This window comes from Accumulibacter sp. (assembly GCF_029255125.1).
Taxonomy (GTDB): Bacteria; Pseudomonadota; Gammaproteobacteria; order Burkholderiales; family Rhodocyclaceae; genus Accumulibacter.
This window is the reverse complement of sequence record NZ_JAPUVR010000100.1, coordinates 1-19619: the sequence shown is the minus strand read 5'-3', so window position 1 is coordinate 19619 and position 19619 is coordinate 1. Positions and strand designations below refer to the sequence as shown.

19 protein-coding genes are annotated in these 19619 nt (G+C 62.5%); 15 read left to right on the top strand and 4 right to left on the bottom strand.

The window, feature by feature from the left end:
• Positions 1 to 156: 156 nt before the first annotated feature.
• Positions 157 to 990, bottom strand: a complete 834-nt coding sequence (locus Q1L59_RS08510) for a mechanosensitive ion channel family protein (RefSeq protein WP_300330855.1) — start codon at positions 988 to 990, stop codon at positions 157 to 159.
• A gap of 141 nt (positions 991 to 1131) precedes the next feature.
• Positions 1132 to 1599: a single-stranded DNA-binding protein gene (gene ssb / locus Q1L59_RS08505; protein ID WP_300330852.1), complete on the bottom strand. Its 468-nt coding sequence runs from the start codon at positions 1597 to 1599 to the stop codon at positions 1132 to 1134.
• Positions 1600 to 1896: 297 nt separating this feature from the next.
• On the opposite strand from ssb, the gene fbaA reads away from it, so the two are divergent.
• The 10 genes from fbaA to Q1L59_RS08455 all read left to right on the top strand — a co-directional run bounded on the left by fbaA (position 1897) and on the right by Q1L59_RS08455 (position 12945).
• Entirely contained in the window at positions 1897 to 2970 is a 1074-nt protein-coding gene (gene fbaA, locus Q1L59_RS08500) for a class II fructose-bisphosphate aldolase (RefSeq protein WP_300330849.1), read from the top strand.
• A 114-nt stretch (positions 2971 to 3084) separates the two neighbouring features.
• Positions 3085 to 4791, top strand: coding sequence for a diphosphate--fructose-6-phosphate 1-phosphotransferase (locus Q1L59_RS08495; protein ID WP_300330846.1), 1707 nt, complete (start codon positions 3085 to 3087; stop codon positions 4789 to 4791).
• Between the two features lie 159 nt (positions 4792 to 4950).
• Positions 4951 to 5442, top strand: a complete 492-nt coding sequence (gene aroQ / locus Q1L59_RS08490) for a type II 3-dehydroquinate dehydratase (protein ID WP_300330843.1) — start codon at positions 4951 to 4953, stop codon at positions 5440 to 5442.
• A gap of 80 nt (positions 5443 to 5522) precedes the next feature.
• Positions 5523 to 5978, top strand: coding sequence for an acetyl-CoA carboxylase biotin carboxyl carrier protein (gene accB / locus Q1L59_RS08485; RefSeq protein WP_300330840.1), 456 nt, complete (start codon positions 5523 to 5525; stop codon positions 5976 to 5978).
• 16 nt (positions 5979 to 5994) lie between these two features.
• Positions 5995 to 7359 (top strand): acetyl-CoA carboxylase biotin carboxylase subunit, encoded by a 1365-nt coding sequence (gene accC, locus Q1L59_RS08480; protein ID WP_300330838.1) that lies wholly within the window; start codon positions 5995 to 5997, stop codon positions 7357 to 7359.
• 157 nt (positions 7360 to 7516) lie between these two features.
• The gene (gene prmA, locus Q1L59_RS08475; RefSeq protein WP_300330835.1) at positions 7517 to 8407 is read left to right on the top strand and encodes a 50S ribosomal protein L11 methyltransferase; all 891 of its coding nucleotides are present in this window, start codon (positions 7517 to 7519) and stop codon (positions 8405 to 8407) included.
• 3 nt (positions 8408 to 8410) lie between these two features.
• Positions 8411 to 9346, top strand: coding sequence for a DUF3426 domain-containing protein (locus tag Q1L59_RS08470; RefSeq protein WP_300330833.1), 936 nt, complete (start codon positions 8411 to 8413; stop codon positions 9344 to 9346).
• Between the two features lie 94 nt (positions 9347 to 9440).
• Positions 9441 to 10376, top strand: a complete 936-nt coding sequence (locus Q1L59_RS08465) for a carbohydrate kinase family protein (protein WP_300330830.1) — start codon at positions 9441 to 9443, stop codon at positions 10374 to 10376.
• Positions 10377 to 10387: 11 nt separating this feature from the next.
• Entirely contained in the window at positions 10388 to 10840 is a 453-nt protein-coding gene (locus Q1L59_RS08460) for a glycine zipper 2TM domain-containing protein (RefSeq protein ID WP_300330828.1), read from the top strand.
• A 152-nt stretch (positions 10841 to 10992) separates the two neighbouring features.
• Positions 10993 to 12945 carry a dynamin family protein gene (locus tag Q1L59_RS08455; RefSeq protein WP_300330826.1) on the top strand — a complete coding sequence of 651 codons (1953 nt, stop codon included), beginning with the start codon at positions 10993 to 10995 and terminating at the stop codon, positions 12943 to 12945.
• A gap of 166 nt (positions 12946 to 13111) precedes the next feature.
• Here the strand turns inward: Q1L59_RS08455 and pagP are convergent, their stop codons facing one another.
• Positions 13112 to 13717 (bottom strand): lipid IV(A) palmitoyltransferase PagP, encoded by a 606-nt coding sequence (pagP, locus tag Q1L59_RS08450; RefSeq protein WP_300331518.1) that lies wholly within the window; start codon positions 13715 to 13717, stop codon positions 13112 to 13114.
• A 417-nt stretch (positions 13718 to 14134) separates the two neighbouring features.
• Here pagP and Q1L59_RS08445 point away from each other — a divergent pair, with 417 nt between their 5' ends.
• From Q1L59_RS08445 to Q1L59_RS08430, 4 genes are all read left to right on the top strand, one after another.
• A complete protein-coding gene (locus tag Q1L59_RS08445) occupies positions 14135 to 14836 on the top strand; it encodes a class I SAM-dependent methyltransferase (RefSeq protein ID WP_300330823.1) in 702 nt (233 codons plus the stop codon).
• Between the two features lie 11 nt (positions 14837 to 14847).
• The gene (locus Q1L59_RS08440; protein ID WP_300330820.1) at positions 14848 to 15597 is read left to right on the top strand and encodes a lipopolysaccharide kinase InaA family protein; all 750 of its coding nucleotides are present in this window, start codon (positions 14848 to 14850) and stop codon (positions 15595 to 15597) included.
• A gap of 163 nt (positions 15598 to 15760) precedes the next feature.
• Positions 15761 to 16492, top strand: coding sequence for an SAM-dependent chlorinase/fluorinase (locus tag Q1L59_RS08435; RefSeq protein WP_300330817.1), 732 nt, complete (start codon positions 15761 to 15763; stop codon positions 16490 to 16492).
• A gap of 130 nt (positions 16493 to 16622) precedes the next feature.
• On the top strand, positions 16623 to 17279 hold the full coding sequence (locus Q1L59_RS08430) for a nuclear transport factor 2 family protein (RefSeq protein WP_300330814.1): 657 nt from the start codon (positions 16623 to 16625) through the stop codon (positions 17277 to 17279).
• Positions 17280 to 18246: 967 nt separating this feature from the next.
• Here Q1L59_RS08430 and Q1L59_RS08425 read toward each other — a convergent pair.
• Positions 18247 to 18852 carry a DUF4337 domain-containing protein gene (locus Q1L59_RS08425; protein WP_300330811.1) on the bottom strand — a complete coding sequence of 202 codons (606 nt, stop codon included), beginning with the start codon at positions 18850 to 18852 and terminating at the stop codon, positions 18247 to 18249.
• A gap of 246 nt (positions 18853 to 19098) precedes the next feature.
• On the opposite strand from Q1L59_RS08425, the gene Q1L59_RS08420 reads away from it, so the two are divergent.
• Positions 19099 to 19619 (top strand): NUDIX hydrolase (locus tag Q1L59_RS08420; RefSeq protein ID WP_300330809.1); only part of this gene is annotated, 521 nt, incomplete at its 3' end.

The window sequence follows — 19619 nt, the reverse complement described above, 5'->3', positions numbered from 1 at the left end:
ACGACCTGGACAGAGGCGAGGGTCGCAGCATTCTCTGCAAGGCAAACGGCACACCAGAGGCCGGCCGGAGCGCGCACATGCACCGAGCGGCAAGCCGCCCAAGGTCGCTGCGCGCGCCGGACCGGACAGCCGGCGTTGCCTCCGCGTCAAACCGTGTCAAGCGCCACTGGCTGGCTGGTTGACGAAGACCACCTGGGCCGGCATCGGTGCCGGGAATTCGGCACCCGTCAGCGACTCGCGAATCGTCCGGTTGGTGTCGAAATACACCTGCCAATAGTGATCGTTATGGCAGTAAGGGCGCACCGCGAGCACCGGACCGACCAGATTGAACTCGAGAATCTCCACATCCACCGGCGGACTGGCCAACACGTTCGGAATGGCGGCGATCCTTTCCCTGAGCAGCGCCATGGCGGCTGCATGGTCGGCGGCGCCCGACAACTGCGCCTTCAGGTCAACCCGACGATACGCGTTGAGCGAGAAATTCTGGATCGTGTCCGAAAATATCTTGTTGTTGCCGACCAGCGTCAGGACGTTGTCCGGCGTGTTGATCGCCGAGGCGAAGAGCCCGACTTCCTTGACCGTACCGGTGATACCGGCGACCGTGACGAAATCACCTACCTTGATCGGACGCAGGATGATCAGGAAGACACCAGCCGCGAAGTTGGCCAGCAGCCCTGACCAGGCGAGTCCGATGGCGACGCCGGCGGCGGCGAACAACGCAGCAAAGGTCGTCGTCTGGATCCCGAAGTAGCCGAGAATGCCGACCACCAGCAGAATGTTCAGCGTCACGTTGATTACCGTGCCGAGGTAACGCATGACCGTCGCGTCGACCTTCTGGCGCTCGAGTGCGCTTTGCACCAGCGTTCCCACCTGGCCGATCAGCCAGCGACCAATGACCCAGAAGGCGATTGCGGCGAGAACCTTTACCCCCAGTTCCGAGCCATACTGCAGCGCCATTTCCTGCCAACGCGTGATGTCCTGAGCGTTCATGGATTTCTCCTAGCGGTTAGTCGTGAGTTCAGTTTCCCATGCGGCGCGCGCGAGGGCAAGTACGCGGCCGCCGCGCCGTTCAGCGCCACGAGCTGCTGCCCGAACCCTGGACCGCAGCCCGCACCAGTAGCCCGACCCGCCTCAGAACGGGATGTCGTCGTCCATGTCGTCGAAGCTGGGCGTCTTCCTGGCTGGCGCCGAGCGTGCCGGCGCGCCGGTCGATGGCATGGCGCCGCCGTACTCACCGTCAGCCGGCGACGGCGTGCCCATACCCTCCCGGCTGCCGAGCATCTTCATCTCGTTGGCGATGATTTCGGTCGTGTAACGCTCGTTGCCATCCTTGTCCTGCCACTTGTTGGTGCGAATGCGTCCTTCGACATAGACCTGCCTACCCTTCTTCAGGTATTGCCCGGCCGTTTCGGCGAGCTTGCCGAAAAATACGACCCGGTGCCACTCGGTACTCTCCTTCAGTTCGCCGCTTGCCTTGTCACGAAAACGATCGGTCGTCGCCATGCGAATGTTGCACACGGCGTCGCCGTTTGCCGAGTAACGCGTTTCCGGGTCAGCGCCAAGATTGCCGACCAGTATCACCTTGTTGACCGAAGCCATGTTGCCTCCATGGAGAGTGTAGGGAAAGGACAGACGTCAATTATAGGCGCTGCCACCCCCGCTTGAGGAACTGGAGAGCAGGCTGGTGAGCGCTGCAACCGCGCACGTGCAGCCATCGCCAGACGGCGCTTGACGCGCCGCGACACGCCAGAGATACTTCGGCTGAAGCGGGCTGCACCAGCATCTTTTTCCCACACGTGTTCGTACGGCCCCCGCTGTTGTCGCCTCCGTTGGCTCGCCTGACTCGTCTTACGCCCCTGCCTTCCTCGATCAACCACCCCCCCGGAAACGCAAACCATGAACGCTACAAACATCAAACCCGGTGTCGCCACTGGCGACGACCTGCAGGTCATCTTCGACCTGGCCAAGGCAAAGCAATTCGCCCTGCCTGCCGTCAACGTGATCAACACGAGCACGGTAAACGCCGTCATGGAGACGGCCAGCCAGCTCAATGCGCCGGCGATCATCCAGTTTTCCAACGGCGGCGCGCAGTTCTTTGCCGGAAAAGGCCTCGACAACACGGGCCAGCGCTCCTGCATCGCTGGTGCAGTCTCCGGCGCCCACCACATTCATCAGCTCGCCGAACTCTACGGGGCAACGGTCGTCATGCATACCGACCACGCGGCGAAGAAGTTGCTGCCCTGGATTGACGGGCTGCTCGACGCTGGCGAGCAGTATTTCAAGGTGCACGGAAAGCCACTCTACAGCTCGCACATGCTCGACCTCTCGGAAGAACCGATCGAGGAGAACATCGAGATCTGCAAGCGCTATCTGGAGCGCATGAGCAGGATGGGAATGACCCTGGAAATCGAACTCGGCGTCACCGGCGGCGAGGAGGATGGGGTGGACAACACCGGCGTGGACAGCTCCCGGCTCTACACGCAGCCGGAAGACGTGGCGCTCGCCTACGAGCAACTCTCGCAAGTTAGCGACCGCTTCACCATTGCCGCCGCTTTCGGTAATGTGCATGGCGTGTATAAGCCTGGCAATGTCAAGCTGCAGCCGATCATCCTGAAGAACTCGCAGGACTACGTGCAGAAGAAGTTCGCGACAAAGGACCGCCCGATCAACTTCGTCTTCCACGGCGGATCAGGCTCGACGCTGGAAGAGATTCGCGAAGCCATCTCCTACGGCGTCGTCAAGATGAACATCGACACTGACCTGCAGTGGGCCTTCTGGGACGGGGTCATGGGTTTCTACAAGAAGAATGAGGGCTACTTGCAGGGCCAGATCGGCAACCCGGAAGGCGACGACAAACCGAACAAGAAGTACTACGACCCGCGCGCCTGGCTGCGCAAGGGTGAGGATGCTTTCCGCGCCCGCCTCAAACAGGCATTTGCCGATCTGAACAACGTCGGGACACTTGCCTGATCGCTCACCACGAACCCGGTGGGGCGTTGCCGATCTGCTTTCCGCAGCGCCCTGCCGATCCACCCTGCACAGCAAGTCCAGTCAAGATATGAACACCCTAGCGAGGATCAAACCATGAGCACACTCGTCGAACAGCTCATCCAGACAGAAGCGCACAAGTCGGTATTCGAATCCGCCGTGCGCCAGCTCCCCCTGCCGGTCTGTGCTGCCTTCGGCTCGTCGAGCCACCCGCAGCCGGTCGGTTTCACCAATACCAGCCGCATCCTGAGCACCAAGGATAGCGAAGGCGTGCGCGAACAGTTTCCGCGCACCGTCGCTGCCTCGGGCAATGTCGTTCTCGCCTCGAGCGGCGCGCGCAGCGCAGCAGTCCACGGCAAGCGCGTTGCCGTTCTCTTCTCGGGCGGCCCGGCAGCCGGCGGGCACAATGTCGTCTGCGGCCTCAAGCGAGTCCTCGGCGCCGGCAACACGCTGTTCGGCGTGCGCGCCGGCCCGAAAGGTCTGCTCAAGGGAAACTTGTTCGAAATCAGCGATGCACACGGCGATTTCATCATCAACACCGGAGGCTTCGACTTCCTGGGTTCAGACCGGACGAAAATCAAGAGCGCCGAGCAGTTCGCCCAGGTACGGGAAACCTGCATCAAGTACCAGCTTGACGCAATCGTCGTCGTCGGCGGAGACGACTCGAATACCAACGCTGCGGTGCTCGCCGAGTCCCTGTTCACTGGCGTCAAGGCCGATGGGTCGGGCGTCCAGGTGATCGGAGTCCCGAAGACGATCGACGGCGATCTGCAGATCAGCGAACTGCTCTCGATCTCGTTCGGCTTCGACACGGCGACGCGCATCTACAGCGAAATGGTCGGCAATATCCTGCAGGATACCAGTTCGTCGCTCAAGTATTGGCACTTCGTCAAACTGATGGGCCGCTCCGCCTCGCATGTCGCGCTCGAAGTCGCTCTGCAGACGAAACCGGCGATCGCGCTCATTTCGGAGGAAATCGCCGCCCGCCAGATGTCGCTCGCCAGCATTATCGAGCGCATTGCGCAAGTCATCGTCGAGCGCTCGCACAAGGGAATGAACTACGGTGTGCTGCTCGCACCCGAAGGCCTGATCGAGTTCATTCCGGAAATGAACCGGATGATCGCCGAACTCAACGATGTCCTGGCGCACCACGCCGGCGAGTTCGCCACGCTGAGCGACGACGCGAAGCCGGGATTCATCGGCAGCAAGCTCAGCCCAGCGAATGCCGGGCTGCTTGCGTCGCTGCCGTCGTACATCGTGCGCATGCTGCTCGCCGAACGCGACTCGCACGGCAACCTGCAGGTTTCGCTGATTCCAACCGAACAACTGCTGATCGACATGGCCAGGGCGCGGGTCAAGGAAATCGACCCGAACGTGCCGTTCGCTGCACATAGCCATTTCCTCGGCTACGAGGGACGTTGTGGCGCCCCGACGCTATTTGACGCGGCCTACACCTTCAACCTCGGGTTGACCGCCGGCTCGCTGATCCTCGATGGACGTACCGGTTACATGGCAACGATCACTGGCCTGACCAGCGGCGGAACGCCGCAGGCAATCCCGCTTGCCGGACTACTGAACATCGAGCGCCGGCACGGCCAGAACGAGTTCGTCATCGAGAAAGCACTGGTCAGGATGGATTCGCCGGCCATGCAGTTCTTCGTCTCGCGGCGCGACGAATGGGCGGCCGGCGACTGCTTCGCGTCGCCTGGGCCGCGCCAGTTCTGGGGTCCGACGACGCACCAACTGCCGATCAGCGTCGCCTTGAACTCGGCCGCTCCTTCGCTGATGTTCAAGATCGGCTGAACGAGTTGCTGTCCAGCGCAAACCCACTGGCCATCGCCGACACGGTGGCCTTTTTCTTTCCCGCGGGGCGTGCGCGGGATCGGCAAGAAGCCCGCCCAGGCTCCGCCTAGCCGACCCGAGACTGGACAAAATGCGGCGATTTGCGGCAAACTTGCGGGCATGAGGAAACAAAAGGACGCTTCGCCAGACCCCACGACAGCACCGGAACAAACCCGGCTGCTGGTTCTGCACGGACCAAACCTGAATCTCCTGGGGACCCGCGAACCCAGGTATTACGGCTCGACGACGCTCGCCGAAATCAACCGCGCGCTGGCGCAGCGCGCCGAACGCGCAGGTGTCGTTCTCGAAACTTTCCAGAGCAACCACGAAGGCGCGCTGATCGAACGGGTACACGCGGCGCGCGAGCAGAACATTCGCTACATGATCATCAATCCGGCCGCCTATACGCATACCAGCATTGCCTTGCGTGACGCCGTCGCCGGTAGCGGCATTGCCTTCGTCGAGGTTCACCTGTCGAACATCCACGCGCGCGAGCCGTTCCGCCATCACTCCCATTTTTCCGACCTCGCAATCGGTGTCGTCTGCGGCCTCGGCAGCGAAGGATACCTGTTGGCGCTCGAATACCTGTTGCGCAGGATCGCCACCGAGTAAGCCACCGCTCATCGCCAGACCAGCATCGGCCCTGATGGCGAGCGTTCAACCCTGCAAGCGTAATTTCCCGGAGTATATCGATGGACCTGCGGAAACTGAAGAAACTGATCGACCTGGTCGAGGAGTCCAGCATCACCGAACTTGAAATCAACGACGCTGAGGAAAAGGTGCGCATCGTCAAACACGGCGCCGCGCCCGCCCAGGCCTACGCCTATCCGCCGCTTGCCCCGGCGCATCCGGCTGCGCCGACCGCCGCCGCGGTAGCGAACGTCAGTGCGCCAGCCGAACCCGAACTGCCGGAAGGTGACATCGTCAAAGCGCCAATGGTCGGCACCTTCTACCGTGCATCCAGCCCCGGCGCCGAGCCATTCGTCGAAGTCGGCAGCGTCGTCAAGGCGGGCGCGACGCTGTGCATCATCGAAGCGATGAAGCTGCTCAACGAGATCGAAGCTGAAACGGCCGGTACGGTCAAGGCCATCCTGGTCGAGAACGGCCAGCCCGTCGAATACGGCGAGCCGCTTTTCGTCATCGGCTGAAAAGGAAGCCTCTGCCATGTTCGGGAAAGTCCTCATTGCCAATCGCGGCGAGATTGCGCTGCGCATCCAGCGCGCCTGCCGCGAACTCGGGATCAAAACCGTCGTCGTTCATTCCGAGGCGGATCGCGAAGCCAAGTATGTCCGCCTGGCCGACGAGTCGGTGTGCATCGGTCCCGCCCCTTCAGCGCAGAGCTATCTCAACGTGCCGGCAATCATCTCGGCGGCCGAGGTCACCGACGCGCAGGCGATTCATCCGGGCTACGGTTTTCTCTCGGAAAACGCGGATTTTGCCGAGCGCGTCGAGTCATCCGGATTTGTCTTCATTGGCCCGCGTCCAGAGACGATCCGCCTGATGGGCGACAAGGTTTCCGCCAAGGAAGCGATGCGAGTCACCGGAGTCCCCTGTGTTCCCGGCTCAGAAGGATCCTTGCCCGAAGATCCGAAGGAGATCCTGCGCATCGCCAAAGTGGTCGGCTATCCGGTCATCATCAAGGCGGCGGGCGGCGGCGGCGGACGCGGCATGCGCGTCGTCCACACCGAAGCAGCACTGATCAATGCGGTCAACCTGACGCGCGCCGAAGCGCAGAACTTCTTTGGCAATCCAAACGTGTACATGGAGAAGTATCTCGAAAACCCGCGCCACATCGAGATACAGGTACTCGCCGATAGTTTTCGCGGGGCGGTCTATCTAGGCGAGCGCGATTGCTCGATGCAGCGCCGCCATCAGAAGATCATAGAGGAAGCACCAGCGCCGGGCATCGCCACACGCCACATCGTGCGCATCGGCGAGCGTTGTGCCGAGGCCTGCCGGCGCCTGAACTACCGTGGCGCGGGAACCTTCGAATTCCTTTACGAAAACGGCGAGTTCTATTTCATCGAGATGAATACGCGGATTCAGGTCGAGCATCCGGTCACCGAGTTGATCACCGGCGTCGACCTGGTCGCCGAGCAGATTCGCATTGCGGCCGGCGAGCGTTTGCGTTTCCGTCAGCGCGACCTGAGCTTCCGCGGGCACGCGATCGAATGCCGAATCAACGCTGAAGACCCGTACACCTTCGTCCCTTCACCGGGCAAGATCAGCTTCTACCATCCGCCGGGCGGTCCGGGGATTCGCGTCGATTCGCACATTTATCAAGGCTATACAATCCCGTCGCATTACGACTCGATGGTCGCCAAGGTGATTTCCTACGGCGACAGCCGCGAACAGGCGATCCGCCGAATGCGCACCGCGCTCTCGGAAATGAGCATCGAAGGCATTCGCACCAACATCGCCTTGCACCAGGAACTGATGCACGATGCTCGCTTCATGGAAGGCGGTACGAGCATTCACTACCTGGAGCATCGGCTGGCTGCCAAGGACGAGGTCAGAAAAGGCGGCTGAATCAGCGTGCGCCCTCTTCTCCGCCAGCCTTCGGCAGGTAAGGCATGAGCAATCCGCACGCGGCTGCGCGTCCGCTTTGCCCCATCGGCGGAGCACCCTGGTCAAGCTCGACCAGCGCCACCGCTGCCTGCCTGCCCGACGGTGAGCGATAACCGCGATGAGCTGGCTGTCCCTGAGCATCGACACCGATTGCCAACACGCCGAAGCGCTGGCCGATGCGCTGCTCGAGTACGGCGCGCTGTCGGTCAGCATAGAAGATGCCGACGCCGGAACGGCTGAAGAAAGACCGCAGTTCGGCGAGCCAGGCGCACAGACACAGCTGGGTTGGGAGCGCTCGCGCGTGCTTGCACTCGTCGCGCCGTCGTCAGACGTTGCGCAACTGGTCAGTGCCAGCGCCGCCCGCGCCGGCCTTCCCGAACTGCCCAAATTCACCCAGGAAGAGGTCGCTGAACAGGACTGGGTGCAGGTGACCCAGTCGCAGTTCGAGCCGATTTGCGTCTCACCGCGCTTATGGATCGTTCCCTCCTGGCATACGCCGCCGGACGCCCAGGCAACGGTGCTCGTCGTCGACCCGGGCATGGCGTTCGGCACCGGCTCGCACCCTACGACGCGCCTTTGCCTGGAATGGCTCGAGCGCAGCGTGCGCAGCGGGGTGTCCGTACTCGATTACGGCTGCGGTTCAGGGATCCTCGCCATCGCGGCAGCGAAGCTCGGGGCAAGCGTGGTGATCGGTGTTGACCTCGACCCCCAGGCGGTCACATCGTCGGCCAGCAACGCGCAGCGCAATGCCGTCAATGCACGCTTCTACGACGCGCGGGAAGGCTTGTCAGGAGAGTTCGACATCGTTGTCGCGAACATTCTGGCGAATCCGCTGAAGGTTCTCGCACCGGCGCTCTGTGCGCACGTCCGACCGGGCGGCAGCTTGGCGCTGTCCGGCATACTTGTCGAGCAGGCCGACGAAATGATTGCCGCCTACGCCCCCTACCTGCATCTCGCCGTGCACGACGCGCGGGACGGCTGGGTATGCCTGACCGGCAGCAAGGATTAACCGGTGAAAACGGCCTGCCCGGACTGCCGGACGGTCTTCCGGATCACTTCCGGCGAACTGCGCGCGCGCTCGGGGCAGGTTCGCTGTGGTCGCTGCCGAACCGTTTTCAATGCCTTTGACGAACTGTCCGACGATGCCGCACCGCTTCTCCCGCCGACCGCGTCCACGGCTCCACTCGGCCAGGATCCAAGCCCGGCTGCGCTGACCAGCGACCTGGCGGCAAGCGACGCCGCCGGCCTCGGGGGCGAACGGGATGGCGGTTGGCTGCCTGGCTCGCCGGCACCCGAAGTCGCCGATCGCGCAGCGCAGGCTGCGGCAGAGCGATCGACGGAGGTCTTGACTACCGCGACAACGGCTACCCCTCTCGCGCCCCTATCTTCGCCTGGCGAGAGCGACCAGGAGAGCAAGAAGCATTGGCTGGGAGACGCGCGCCGCCCAGCGCGCAGCGCCGCCAGCCAGCGGCGGGAAAAGCTGCTCCTCGGCGTGCTTGTCGGGCTGTTCTCCGTACTGCTGGCGGCGCAACTGATTTTCCAGTTGCGCACCACGATCAGCCTGGCTGTGCCAGGTCTGCACCCGTGGCTGAGTGCGCTGTGCGAACTCATCGGCAGCGAGCTTCCGCTGCCGCAGCGCTCTGACTTGCTGACAATCGAAGCATCGGACCTGCAGAGTGAACCCGGTCGGGCGGCGCTGCTGACGCTGCAAATGACGGTGCGTAACCAGGCGAACCATGCTCAGGCGTATCCGCTAATCGAACTTGCGCTGACTGATACGAGAGACAAGGTCATTGCCCGGCGTGTCCTCTTCCCGGAGGAGTACCTCCTGCCAGACGCCCTGGCGGCGGGGTCTTTTCCGGCCAGGTCCGATCTCGACATCCGCCTTCGTCTGGAGACCCGGTCGATCGAGGCCGCCGGCTACCGACTGTACCTGTTCTATCCCTGATGGGCGGCGAACGGCCGGCCGACCGGCCGGTCTACGCTGGCGCCAATGCTATACTTGCCGCCGGTCAACGCTCACGCACGTTTGCAGGAACTCCATGCCCATCCTGATCTGTGGCTCCATCGCCTTCGACAATATCATGGTCTTCCATGATCGTTTCAAGAACCATATCCTGCCCGAGCAGATTCACATCCTCAACGTCGCCTTTCTCGTTCCTGAAATGCGGCGCGAATTCGGCGGCTGTGCCGGCAACATCGCCTATAACCTGAAGCTGCTCGGCGGTGATCCGCTGATCATGGCGACGGTCGGCGACGACGCCGATCCCTACTTGCAGCGCCTCGACCAGCTAGGCTTGACGCGCACCCATGTGCGCCGAATCGCCGGAAGCTTCACGGCCCAGGCATTCATCACGACCGACCTGGACGACAACCAGATCACCGCGTTTCATCCCGGGGCGATGACTCACTCGCACGCCAACCGGGTTTCCGATGCAACCGGCGTGACCCTGGCGATCGTCGCCCCGGACGGCCGTGACGGGATGCTGCAGCACGCGCGCGACCTGGCACAGCAGGGCACTCCTTTCATTTTCGATCCCGGTCAGGGTCTCCCGATGTTCTCCGGCCCCGAGTTACTCGAGTTCGTGCAGATGGCCGACTACGCCTGCTTCAACGACTACGAAGCCAAGATGCTGTGTGATCGGACCGGCCGGTCGCTGGCCGAACTGGCCGATCAGCTCAAAGCACTGATCGTCACGCTGGGCGGAGAAGGCTCGCGCATTTACGCCGACAGCACCTGCTACAACATTCCGTGCGTCCCGGCGGAGGCGGTCGTCGATCCGACGGGCTGCGGCGATGCCTACCGAGCGGGTCTGCTGCACGGCATTGCCGCCGGCTGGCCGTGGGAGAAGGTTGGGCAACTGGCCGCCGTGATGGGCTCGTTGAAGATTGCGCAGCGCGGCGGACAAAACCATCGGCCAAGCCGCGACGAAATCGCTGAATGCCTGAGCCGGAGTTTTGGCAGCTCACTTTGTTGAAGGAGACCGCCGTGAACATAGCCAACCGGTTACTGATTGCACTAATCTGCGCGCTGCTCGTCGGCTGTGCCAGCAGCAAGTCCGGTAGCGTCTACACGCGCGAGCAAGCGCGACACGAAATGACGATACGCCAAGGCATTGTCGAAAGCGTGCGCGAAGTCGGCCTGGAAGGAACCAAGTCGGGCGTTGGCACGATGGCAGGGGCGGCCGTTGGCGGCGTTGCCGGGAGCAATGTCGGCGGCGGCAAAGGACAGATCGTAGGCGCCATCCTGGGCGCCCTGGTCGGCGGCTTGGCCGGCTCGGCTGTCGAGGAGGGGACAACGCGCCGGATTGGCCTCGAGATCAGCGTTCGGCTCGACAACGGCCAACTCGTCTCCGTCGTCCAGGAAGCCGACGAGCGTTTTCTGCCCGGCGAGCGGGTACGTCTACTTTCCGGGCGCGGCGAAACGCGAGTCAGCCATTGAGTCGGCCGACGCGCTGAGCAGCGCTCGCCGACGCGCCCCATGACGAATGACTGGGCGCTCCTGCCACCTCCCGGCTGGAGCCGGCAAGTCGTTGATTGTCAGAAGGTGTGTGGTAGAGTACGAGACCTTGTGCTGGGCTGGAACCATCCATAATGCTTGTCCGACGTTTTGCCGCCTACAGCGAGTGGCGCACCCATCTTTCCGATGTCCTCGAACAGTTCGCTGGCTGGCTGTCCGACAACGAGTTGAGCGACGCCCAGACCGACCGCCGTCTAGCCCATCTGCTCGAGAACCTGCGCGAGGACCGGTTACACATTGCTTTCGTGGCCGAGTTCTCCCGTGGCAAATCCGAGCTGATCAACGCCATATTTTTTGCCGATTACGGCCATCGCATACTGCCGTCGACGGCTGGCCGCACGACCATGTGCCCCACCGAACTGATGTTCGACCGCGAGCGTCCACCCTCGATTGAACTACTGCCAATCGAAACCCGCGCGTCGACGACAAGCATCAGCGAGTACAAGCGCCGTCCCGATGAATGGATCTCGCTGCCGTTGCCGGTGGACTCCGCGGAAGCCATGCAGCAGACTCTGCGCCATGTCAGTGATACCACGCGCGTCGACCCGGCAAGCGCCGAGCGGCTGGGGTTCACGGTAGCCAACGGTGACTGCACCGCGTTTCAGGTGGAGTCCGACGGTTCGGTCGAAATCCCGTGTTGGCGGCACGCAATCATCAATTTTCCGCACCCGCTGCTCGAGCAGGGTCTGGTCATTCTCGACACGCCGGGCCTCAACGCCATCGGCACCGAACCTGAGTTGACGCTCTCGCTGCTCCCCAACGCGCATGCGGTGCTGTTCATCCTGGCCGCGGATACCGGCGTCACCCAGTCCGATCTGACCGTCTGGCGCGAGCACATAGGCGCCTCGAGTGGTCGGAAAAAGGGCCGCATCGTCGTCTTGAACAAGATCGACACCTTGTGGGACGAGCTCAGGTCGCGCGCGCAAATCGAGGCCGAAATCAACAAGCAGATCGACAACTGCGCGTGGACACTGTCGCTGCCCAGCGGACAGGTCTTTCCGGTTTCGGCGCAGAAGGCGCTGCTGGCAAAGATCAACGGCGACGAAGACCTGCTTTTGCGTAGCCGGCTGACAGCCCTGGAACGTGCGCTCTCCAGCGAACTCATTCCGGCCAAGCAGGAGATCATCCGCGACAATACGGAAAGCGAGTTCGTCGATTGCTGTCAGCGTACGCGCAGCCTGCTCGAGTCGCGCCTGGTAGGTTTGCGCGAGCAGGTATCCGAACTGGCCGAACTGCGCGGCAAGAACAAGGGCGTCGTCGAATACATGATGGGCAAGGTCCGACAGGAAAAGGAGGAGTTCGAAACCGGGCTGCAGCACTATTACGCGGTACGCAGCGTCTTTTCGCGCTTGACCAACAACCTCTTCGCGCATCTTGGACTCGATTCATTGCGCCTATTGACAACGACAACGCGCGAAGCGATGGCCAACGCGACCTTCTCGCATACGCTATCGGCCGCGATGAACGATTTCTTTTCGGTGGCGCGAGGCAACCTGGCTGACTCGAAGACCAAGGTCGGCGAGATTCTGACGATGATGGAGGCCATCTACAAGAAGTTCGCGGTTGAGCATGGACTCAAACTTGGCACGCCTGGCGGTTTTTCGCTGTCGCGTTACGAAAAGGAACTCGACCGGCTCGACCGATGGTGTGGCAGACACATCAATACGCTGTTCCAGCTTTTGACGCATGAGAAAAGCCAACTTACACAAAGGTTTTTCGAGGAAGTTGCCGTACAGGTCAGAAAGGTTTTTGAACGCGCCAACCGCGACACCGAATCATGGCTCAAGTCGATCATGGCGCCGCTCGAGATCCAGATTCGTGAACACCAGATCCAGCTTCAGCGCCGTCTGGAGAGCATCAAGCGTATCCATCAGGCAACCGACACGCTTGAAGAACGCATCGACGAGCTTGTCCATGTCGAGCATCGACTGATCAATCAACTCGACACGCTTGACGACATCGCGCGCCGAGCGCGCGCGATCCTGCAACAGGTAGCCAGTGACGAAGATGCGCGCGACGCCGCTTGAAGCATGACGGCAAGGCAGTCCACTGCCGATAATCGCAAGGTTCGCCAAGCAAGTAGCGGCAAGCTTCCCTCTGCCCGCGCAGCCGAACAGTCTGCAAGACGGCAAACGCACGCGCCACGTCATCCTGTCCGCACGCCGCGCAGGCGAAGTGGGGCACCACGCAAGCTCAGAAAGCGAACCGCCCCCAAAGGAAGATGACGTTCCCGTTCCCCTTCCCGCCCGGGACATAGGCCATGCTCAGTCCGCCGCGCCCGTAGCCCAGCGACGCGATCGGCAATACCCCGGGAATGGGCGTGTAGTGACCAATATCCGAGCGCGCAGTGAGCAATACCGTGTACCCGAGACCGGCATGGGCGCCCTTGGCCTCGCCCCACATCCATTGGTAGGCATAGCCCAGGACGGGTTCGAACTTGCCGTGCGAATCGCGGAAACCCATCGCGTAGAGGCTATACCAGTTTCCCTGCGCATCGTACCGACTTCGTCCGTAACCCAGTCCCCACGTGTTCTCGACGAAGGAATCGATCTTTTCTTGCGTATAGGCAAAGCGCAAGTGGTAGGTATGGAAGGGGACGAGCAATTCTCCCTGCCCATCGTTCCAGGTATCTGACAAGCGGCTGCAGACATTGCCGGTGAAGGTCGTCGGGTCAGGGCAGGAAGCTTGCGCAGATGTTGCGCAGCAAGCGCAAAACAGAGCGATCAGCCGTCCGTCCCAGACGCGAAGCCGCTCGCGGGCGGGCCGCGCACGTCGGTCGCACGGCGTTGCAAGGCGCATTCTCACGTCGCTCTCCTTCGGCAGGTGAATAACTGCAGAAGCTCCGATCGCGCGTATGGCCGAGCGAGTCAGTCCAATACGTGGATCGAGAACCCCAGGAACCGGCATTTTACAGCAAGAGTGCCGGCGAATCGGCTACCGTCGCGCGGGCGGACACTCTGGCTCGCGGCGTGGCGGGCCACGCCCAGCCCGCGCGCAGGGAAAGACCTCAGCGCGCCGGCCACCCGCCAGCAGCGGTTCGACCGCCTCACCGGCAAACCCAGGAGGCCAGGCTGAGTTCCTCGCTACTGGCCTGTCCAAGGCCCGGGCGGGCCGCCGCAGCGGCATCTGCCTGGAGCCGCAGCAGTATGCTATGCTCCGCCGACTTGCAACGCGGCGCCCCACCAACGCCTTGACCGGCGAGGAAATGACCAGCAGATGAGCGACCAACAAGAACCCGCAATTCACCTCGCATTCTCGGAAAAATACACCGACGAGCATTCGCAGGAGTACTTCGAGAAGCACAATCGAAAGCGGCTCTCAGACCGCATCGAGCACCGCATGGCGCAGCGCGCCTTGCGCCTCACCGGAAATCCGACGTCAATCCTCGACATCCCGTGTGGCACGGGCCGATTCTGGTCGATGCTCGCACAGGAACCCGGGCGTGAGTTGCTCGCAGCCGATTACAGCCCCGGAATGCTCGAAGTCGCCAGCAAGGTCCGCGAGCCAGAGGTGGTAAGGCGTTTTCGATTGCTGCAATGTTCGGCCTTCGCGATCACCTTGCCGGACAGCAGCGTCGACTGCATATTCTCGATTCGCCTGATGCACCACATCGGCGACTCAGCGCACCGCATCGCCATGCTCAAGGAGTTCCATCGCGTGACGCGTGACAGCGTCGTCGTCTCCCTTTGGGTTGACGGCAACTACAAGGCGTGGCGTCGGCGCAAGCTGGAAGAACAGCGTCGTCACCAAGGCGAAAAGAGCGACAATCGTTTCGTTGTCCCGCGCGCACAGTTCGAGCGCGAATGCCGCGCTGCCGGATTCACCATCAGCGGACATGTCGACTTCCTCCCTCGCTTGTTCATGTGGCGCACCTACGTCCTGCGCAAGCCGGCTACCCGCATTCCCGTGCACGCCTGAGGCCGCGTGCGGTGGGCACACGCGAGATGTTTACCGACCAGGCGGCGCGGCACCTGCTTACCGCGAACGGCCTGGGCGGCTTCGACGAGCTGTGGACACTGGAAGTCGCGTGGCATGAGGCGCCGAATGAACGCCGCGGCGGCTGGAGCGGCGTCAGCCGCCATGTCCTGCGGGATGGGACTGCGGTCTTCGTCAAGCGACAGGATAACCACCTCTGTCGAACAATTCGCCATCCGGTACGCGGCATCCCGACGTTCTACCGCGAGTACGCCAACATCCTTCACCTGCGCAAGCTGCGCATCGCCGCTGTTGAGGCGCTCTATTACGGCGACCGAAACACCGACGATCATTGGCGTGCCATCCTGGTCACCCGCGCGCTGGACGAGTTCGTCAGCCTGGACGAGTGGAATGACCGCCATCCGGAAGGCTCATCTCCGCTGCGCCAGTCGGTCATCAAGGTCGTCGCACAGGCCTGCGCCCGCCTGCACCATCATCGCCTGCAGCACAGTTGCCTGTACGGCAAGCACCTTTTCATCAAGTGCCTGCCGATGGCAGACGGCGCGGTCCTGGGCGAAGCTGACGTCCGCTTCATCGACCTCGAAAAGCTGCGCAAGGGCTTTAGTCGAAAGCGTGTTGGCGCGCACGATATCGATCAGTTGATGCGCCATACGCCGGGCTGGAGCGCGCTGGACAAGGAAACCTTCCTTGCCGCCTACCGTGCGCAGAGCCGGCGCCTGCAGCAGGAGACAGACGCCGCATGAGTGTTTGTCGAGAAATCGTCCACCGCTTTCCACGATGCACCGTGCGGAACAGCAAACGACGCCTGCGAGGGGCCGTACAGTAGATGTGTTCACCAGCGCTGACGACCATTCGCCATCCGATGGTCAGCTATGCGTGTTCCCCACCCGCCGCCAGAGCCGCTCCGTGATCGCTCTCTACACTGATTTTGGCCTGGACGATCCCTATGTCGGCCAGATGAAAGCCGTCCTCCTCCGGCAGACGGGCGGTTCGATTCCGATTGTCGACTTGCTGCACCGGGTGCCCAACTTCGACCCTCTTGCCGGTGCTCACCTGTTGTCTGCGCTGCAGGCGCAGTTCGATCCGGGAACCGTCTTTGTCGCGGTCGTCGACCCGGGGGTCGGCAGCGAGCGCCTGCCGGTAGTCCTGGAAGCCGACGGCAAGTACTATGTCGGTCCCGATAACGGACTGCTCGCCGTCGTCGCCGCCCGCGCCCTGAGGTGTAGAGCCTGGCGCATCACTTGGCGCCCGTCGCGTTTGTCCGCCTCGTTTCATGGGCGTGACCTGTTTGCACCGATTGCCGCACGCATTGCCATCGGCAACTGGCCTGCCGACGACCTAGCCGATTGCGCCAGCCTGACCGAGCGCCTTTCCGGCAACGACCTGCCGCAGATTATCTATCTCGACCACTACGGCAATGCGATGACCGGCTGGCGAGCAGCCAACGTCGCACCCGATGCCACCATCGCCACGCCCTCCGAACATATTGCGTCGGCAAGGGTTTTCTCGGCTGTGCCGATTGGCCAGGTGTTCTGGTACGAGAACAGCCTTGGGCTCGTTGAAATCGCCGTCAATCGCGGCCACGCTGCGGCGCGCCTCAACCTCGTGGTCGGCGCGCCCGTCGCGCTGCTCGCCTGAGGCAGGGACGGCAAATGGCTGCACGCGCCAAGAACGGCGGTCCGACGCGTAGACAGCCTTGTCTGCCCGCATCCGATCAGTCTATGATAGCCGGCGATGAGGTCGGACTCCTGCGCGGAAAGGCAAGGAAATGAGGTTTATTCGCTTCTTGGCGGCCGTAGCGCTCTCCTTGTCCTTGCTTGGCGGCGCGACGGCCCAACTGACAAACAGCGGCTTGACCGTTACCGATGACGCCAATCTGCGTGGCCTGCTGGTCGCCGCAACTCATGCGGTAAACACCCGGAACTTCCGAGCACTCGCCGACATTGCGCTACCCGAATTCACGCTGATCACCGTCGATGACCAACAACTGGTGGGTGCCGATGCCATCGAGAAGTACTACGCTCGGCTAGTCGATGGTCCAGACGCCGTTCTCCGGAAAATCCAGGTCGAGCCGATAGCCGAGGAGACGAGCATCGTCGCGCGCGACGCGGCGGCTGCCGTATTTGGCCGGTCGGCCGGCAAGCTCACGTTCCGCCACGGCGGCGAGCGCAGCATCAAGCTTCGCTGGAGCGTCAACGTGGTGAAGGAAGGCGATCGCTGGAAACTGGCCAGTGCTCACGTTTCTGCCAATCTGCTCGCCAACCCGGTGCTCGACATCGCCCGGGAAGATGCTGATCTGGCGAGGCGCCCAGCGGCTTTGGCTGGTTTGGCCGTCGGCCTGGCGGGCGGCCTGCTCATCATGGCGTTCTGGTTGCGCCGCAGGTCCCGCAGGCGTACCCCACTGGAATCACCTCCGGCGAACTGAACCGCAGGCAGTGCGCCATCCGCGGCCGGCGTAGCGCAGCGGGTCGACCCCGAATTCGAATTGCCGAAGTTGCTCGTGCACTTTGCTGGTTGGCTTGGCAGGAATCGTCACCTGGTCGGTATGACCCAAGGTCGCGGTGCCCCATTCGGTGACCATCGGCCAAAGCGTGGTCGCGGTCGCTGATCAACTGCGGCCGCATTGCCACCCTCGGGCGAGCCGCGCCGAACGGCCTGACGGACCAACCTGCGCGCAATGATCGAACCAGCGCAGAAGCCCACGCATGATTCCATTGCACGCTCTCTTACCGCTTGCGTAGACCGGGCATCCTGGTAGAGCCCACTCGCGACGACTTCGCCGCGACGGCGCAGCCGGTGGCTGGACCTGCTAGCGTACTTCGCTCAGCTCGGTCGTGCTAACGGAGCGTGCGGCGTACACCACTCGCCCGCACGTGCCTGCGGTCAGGCGCGACGCGACGCTCGCGCTGTTCAGAACCAGTCAGCAGAACATGACGCACTGCGAAAGGGCTACGCCTTTCATCGTCCCGCCGATCGTCGTAATGGACATACCGGCAGCGACAAGTGGCGGCCTCGCAGTTACCGAGCGGAAAAAGCGGTGCCTCGCGCGCGAGAAATTTCCGGCCGGCAACGCCCCTCACTGCGACACAGGCATCGTTCGGATGCCTGATCGTGACCGAGTGATAGGATTGGCCGGCTGACTGCGCGGACGCATTCGACTGCGCTGCGCGCCGCCCGCGGATCAGCCACAAGACGAGAGAAGCGACGACAAGACATGCGCACAACAACCACCACTTCATCCTGACGATCCTCCCTGAAAGTCGCTTGCTCGGCAAGCTGCGGTTTCCGTTTCGACCGCCCAGGCGAGCGGCGGCCGATACTTTAACACTCGGCGGACGACTCAGGGAGACGCAAGCGGCAGCGCAGCGACTGCCTGCGCCGATACTGTTTGCTCAGCCCAACAGTCGAGCAATGGCGTCCAGATGGAAACCCGTACCCAGGAAGCCGCTGACGCCGGACGCAACACCGACGACGGCGAAAACCAGCGCGAACCCGACCAGCCACCGGCGCCGGGTCAGCGCGGCGATGCCGAGCATGGCCATGCCAACCGTAATTCCAGCCTCGGCGATATCGAACTGATCGTCATGGAAGTTGAGGCGATCGTACTCGCGCTCGAAAGCCTCGGCCTGTTGCTTGATCTCCTGCTTCTCGCTTTCGTAGCGCGCCACGCGCTCACGGTAGGACTCAATTTTCCTGTCGAGGAGCGCAGCCGCCTCCGGCGTCAGCGCACCGCGCTCGCGTTCGAAGGTGAGTTGGTCGAGCATGCTCTCGGCCAGATTCTGCTTGGTGCTCTTCGCCTGAAAATAGGTCCACGCGCTGACGCTCTTTGCCTGCGCCTGCGCCATCGCCTGAACGATGTTTCCATCCTTGATGTTGAACACCGCCATCACCGTTGCGAGGATCGCGACGAGTGCCGCGATCACGTTCATCAGTCTGTCCGAACTTGCCTGTTCCGCCTTATTCACCGCGTCTTCCACGGCATCCTTGATATCCGCCATTCTTCACCTCCCGACGAGCCGAATTTCAATTGAGGCCTGCACCGCGCGTGGCTCAAGTCTTCATCGACAACGATTGCGCGCCACCTGCCACGCGATGCGCCGCGCTGCAGTCTACACGATTGGCGCCAAGCAAAGCTCAGCCACTCCCGCCACCGGTCGGCGCGCCCCTGAGCGGCATCTTGCCGGCGCGCAGATTCCGGTAAACTCACACGCTCGGCGCAGTGACCTTTTGGGGGATCCTTTGGCATGAACTTCTGCAATCAGTGTGGCGGCACAGTTCACCTGACGATCCCTCCCGGCGACAACTTGCCGCGTCATGTTTGCGCACGCTGTGGAACGATCCACTACTCGAACCCAAAGCTTGTCGTTGGCTGTGTCGCCGAGTGGGATGGCCGGATACTTCTCTGTCGCCGCTCGATCGAGCCACGCTACGGCCTGTGGACGGTACCTGCCGGCTTCATGGAAAACGGCGAAACGACGCGCGCGGCAGCCGTGCGCGAGACGCTCGAGGAGGCCTGCGCACACGTCGAACTCGACGAGGCTTGCGCCTTGATCAGCGTACCCCAGATCAGTCAGGTCCACCTCTTTTACCGCGGCCGACTACTTGAAGCCCGTTTCGCACCCGGACTGGAAACGCTAGAAACAGCGCTCTTTGCTGAGACACTGATTCCTTGGCAGGAAATCGCCTTCCAGACGGTCGCGCTCTGCCTGCGCGCCTACTTTGCCGATCGTCAGGCGGGCCACTTTCGTTTTCATGAGGCCTCGTT

What these genes read in the sequence shown, in the direction of transcription:
- pagP (WP_300331518.1), bottom strand. Translation starts at nt 13,717, where the DNA reads ATGCGCCTTGCAACGCCGTGCGACCGACGTGCGCGGCCCGCCCGCGAG.
- Q1L59_RS08510 (WP_300330855.1), bottom strand. Translation starts at nt 990, where the DNA reads ATGAACGCTCAGGACATCACGCGTTGGCAGGAAATGGCGCTGCAGTAT.
- Q1L59_RS08430 (WP_300330814.1), top strand. Translation starts at nt 16,623, where the DNA reads ATGAGGTTTATTCGCTTCTTGGCGGCCGTAGCGCTCTCCTTGTCCTTG.
- accC (WP_300330838.1), top strand. Translation starts at nt 5,995, where the DNA reads ATGTTCGGGAAAGTCCTCATTGCCAATCGCGGCGAGATTGCGCTGCGC.
- Q1L59_RS08425 (WP_300330811.1), bottom strand. Translation starts at nt 18,852, where the DNA reads ATGGCGGATATCAAGGATGCCGTGGAAGACGCGGTGAATAAGGCGGAA.
- prmA (WP_300330835.1), top strand. Translation starts at nt 7,517, where the DNA reads ATGAGCTGGCTGTCCCTGAGCATCGACACCGATTGCCAACACGCCGAA.
- Q1L59_RS08495 (WP_300330846.1), top strand. Translation starts at nt 3,085, where the DNA reads ATGAGCACACTCGTCGAACAGCTCATCCAGACAGAAGCGCACAAGTCG.
- aroQ (WP_300330843.1), top strand. Translation starts at nt 4,951, where the DNA reads ATGAGGAAACAAAAGGACGCTTCGCCAGACCCCACGACAGCACCGGAA.
- Q1L59_RS08465 (WP_300330830.1), top strand. Translation starts at nt 9,441, where the DNA reads ATGCCCATCCTGATCTGTGGCTCCATCGCCTTCGACAATATCATGGTC.
- accB (WP_300330840.1), top strand. Translation starts at nt 5,523, where the DNA reads ATGGACCTGCGGAAACTGAAGAAACTGATCGACCTGGTCGAGGAGTCC.
- fbaA (WP_300330849.1), top strand. Translation starts at nt 1,897, where the DNA reads ATGAACGCTACAAACATCAAACCCGGTGTCGCCACTGGCGACGACCTG.
- Q1L59_RS08445 (WP_300330823.1), top strand. Translation starts at nt 14,135, where the DNA reads ATGAGCGACCAACAAGAACCCGCAATTCACCTCGCATTCTCGGAAAAA.
- ssb (WP_300330852.1), bottom strand. Translation starts at nt 1,599, where the DNA reads ATGGCTTCGGTCAACAAGGTGATACTGGTCGGCAATCTTGGCGCTGAC.
- Q1L59_RS08455 (WP_300330826.1), top strand. Translation starts at nt 10,993, where the DNA reads ATGCTTGTCCGACGTTTTGCCGCCTACAGCGAGTGGCGCACCCATCTT.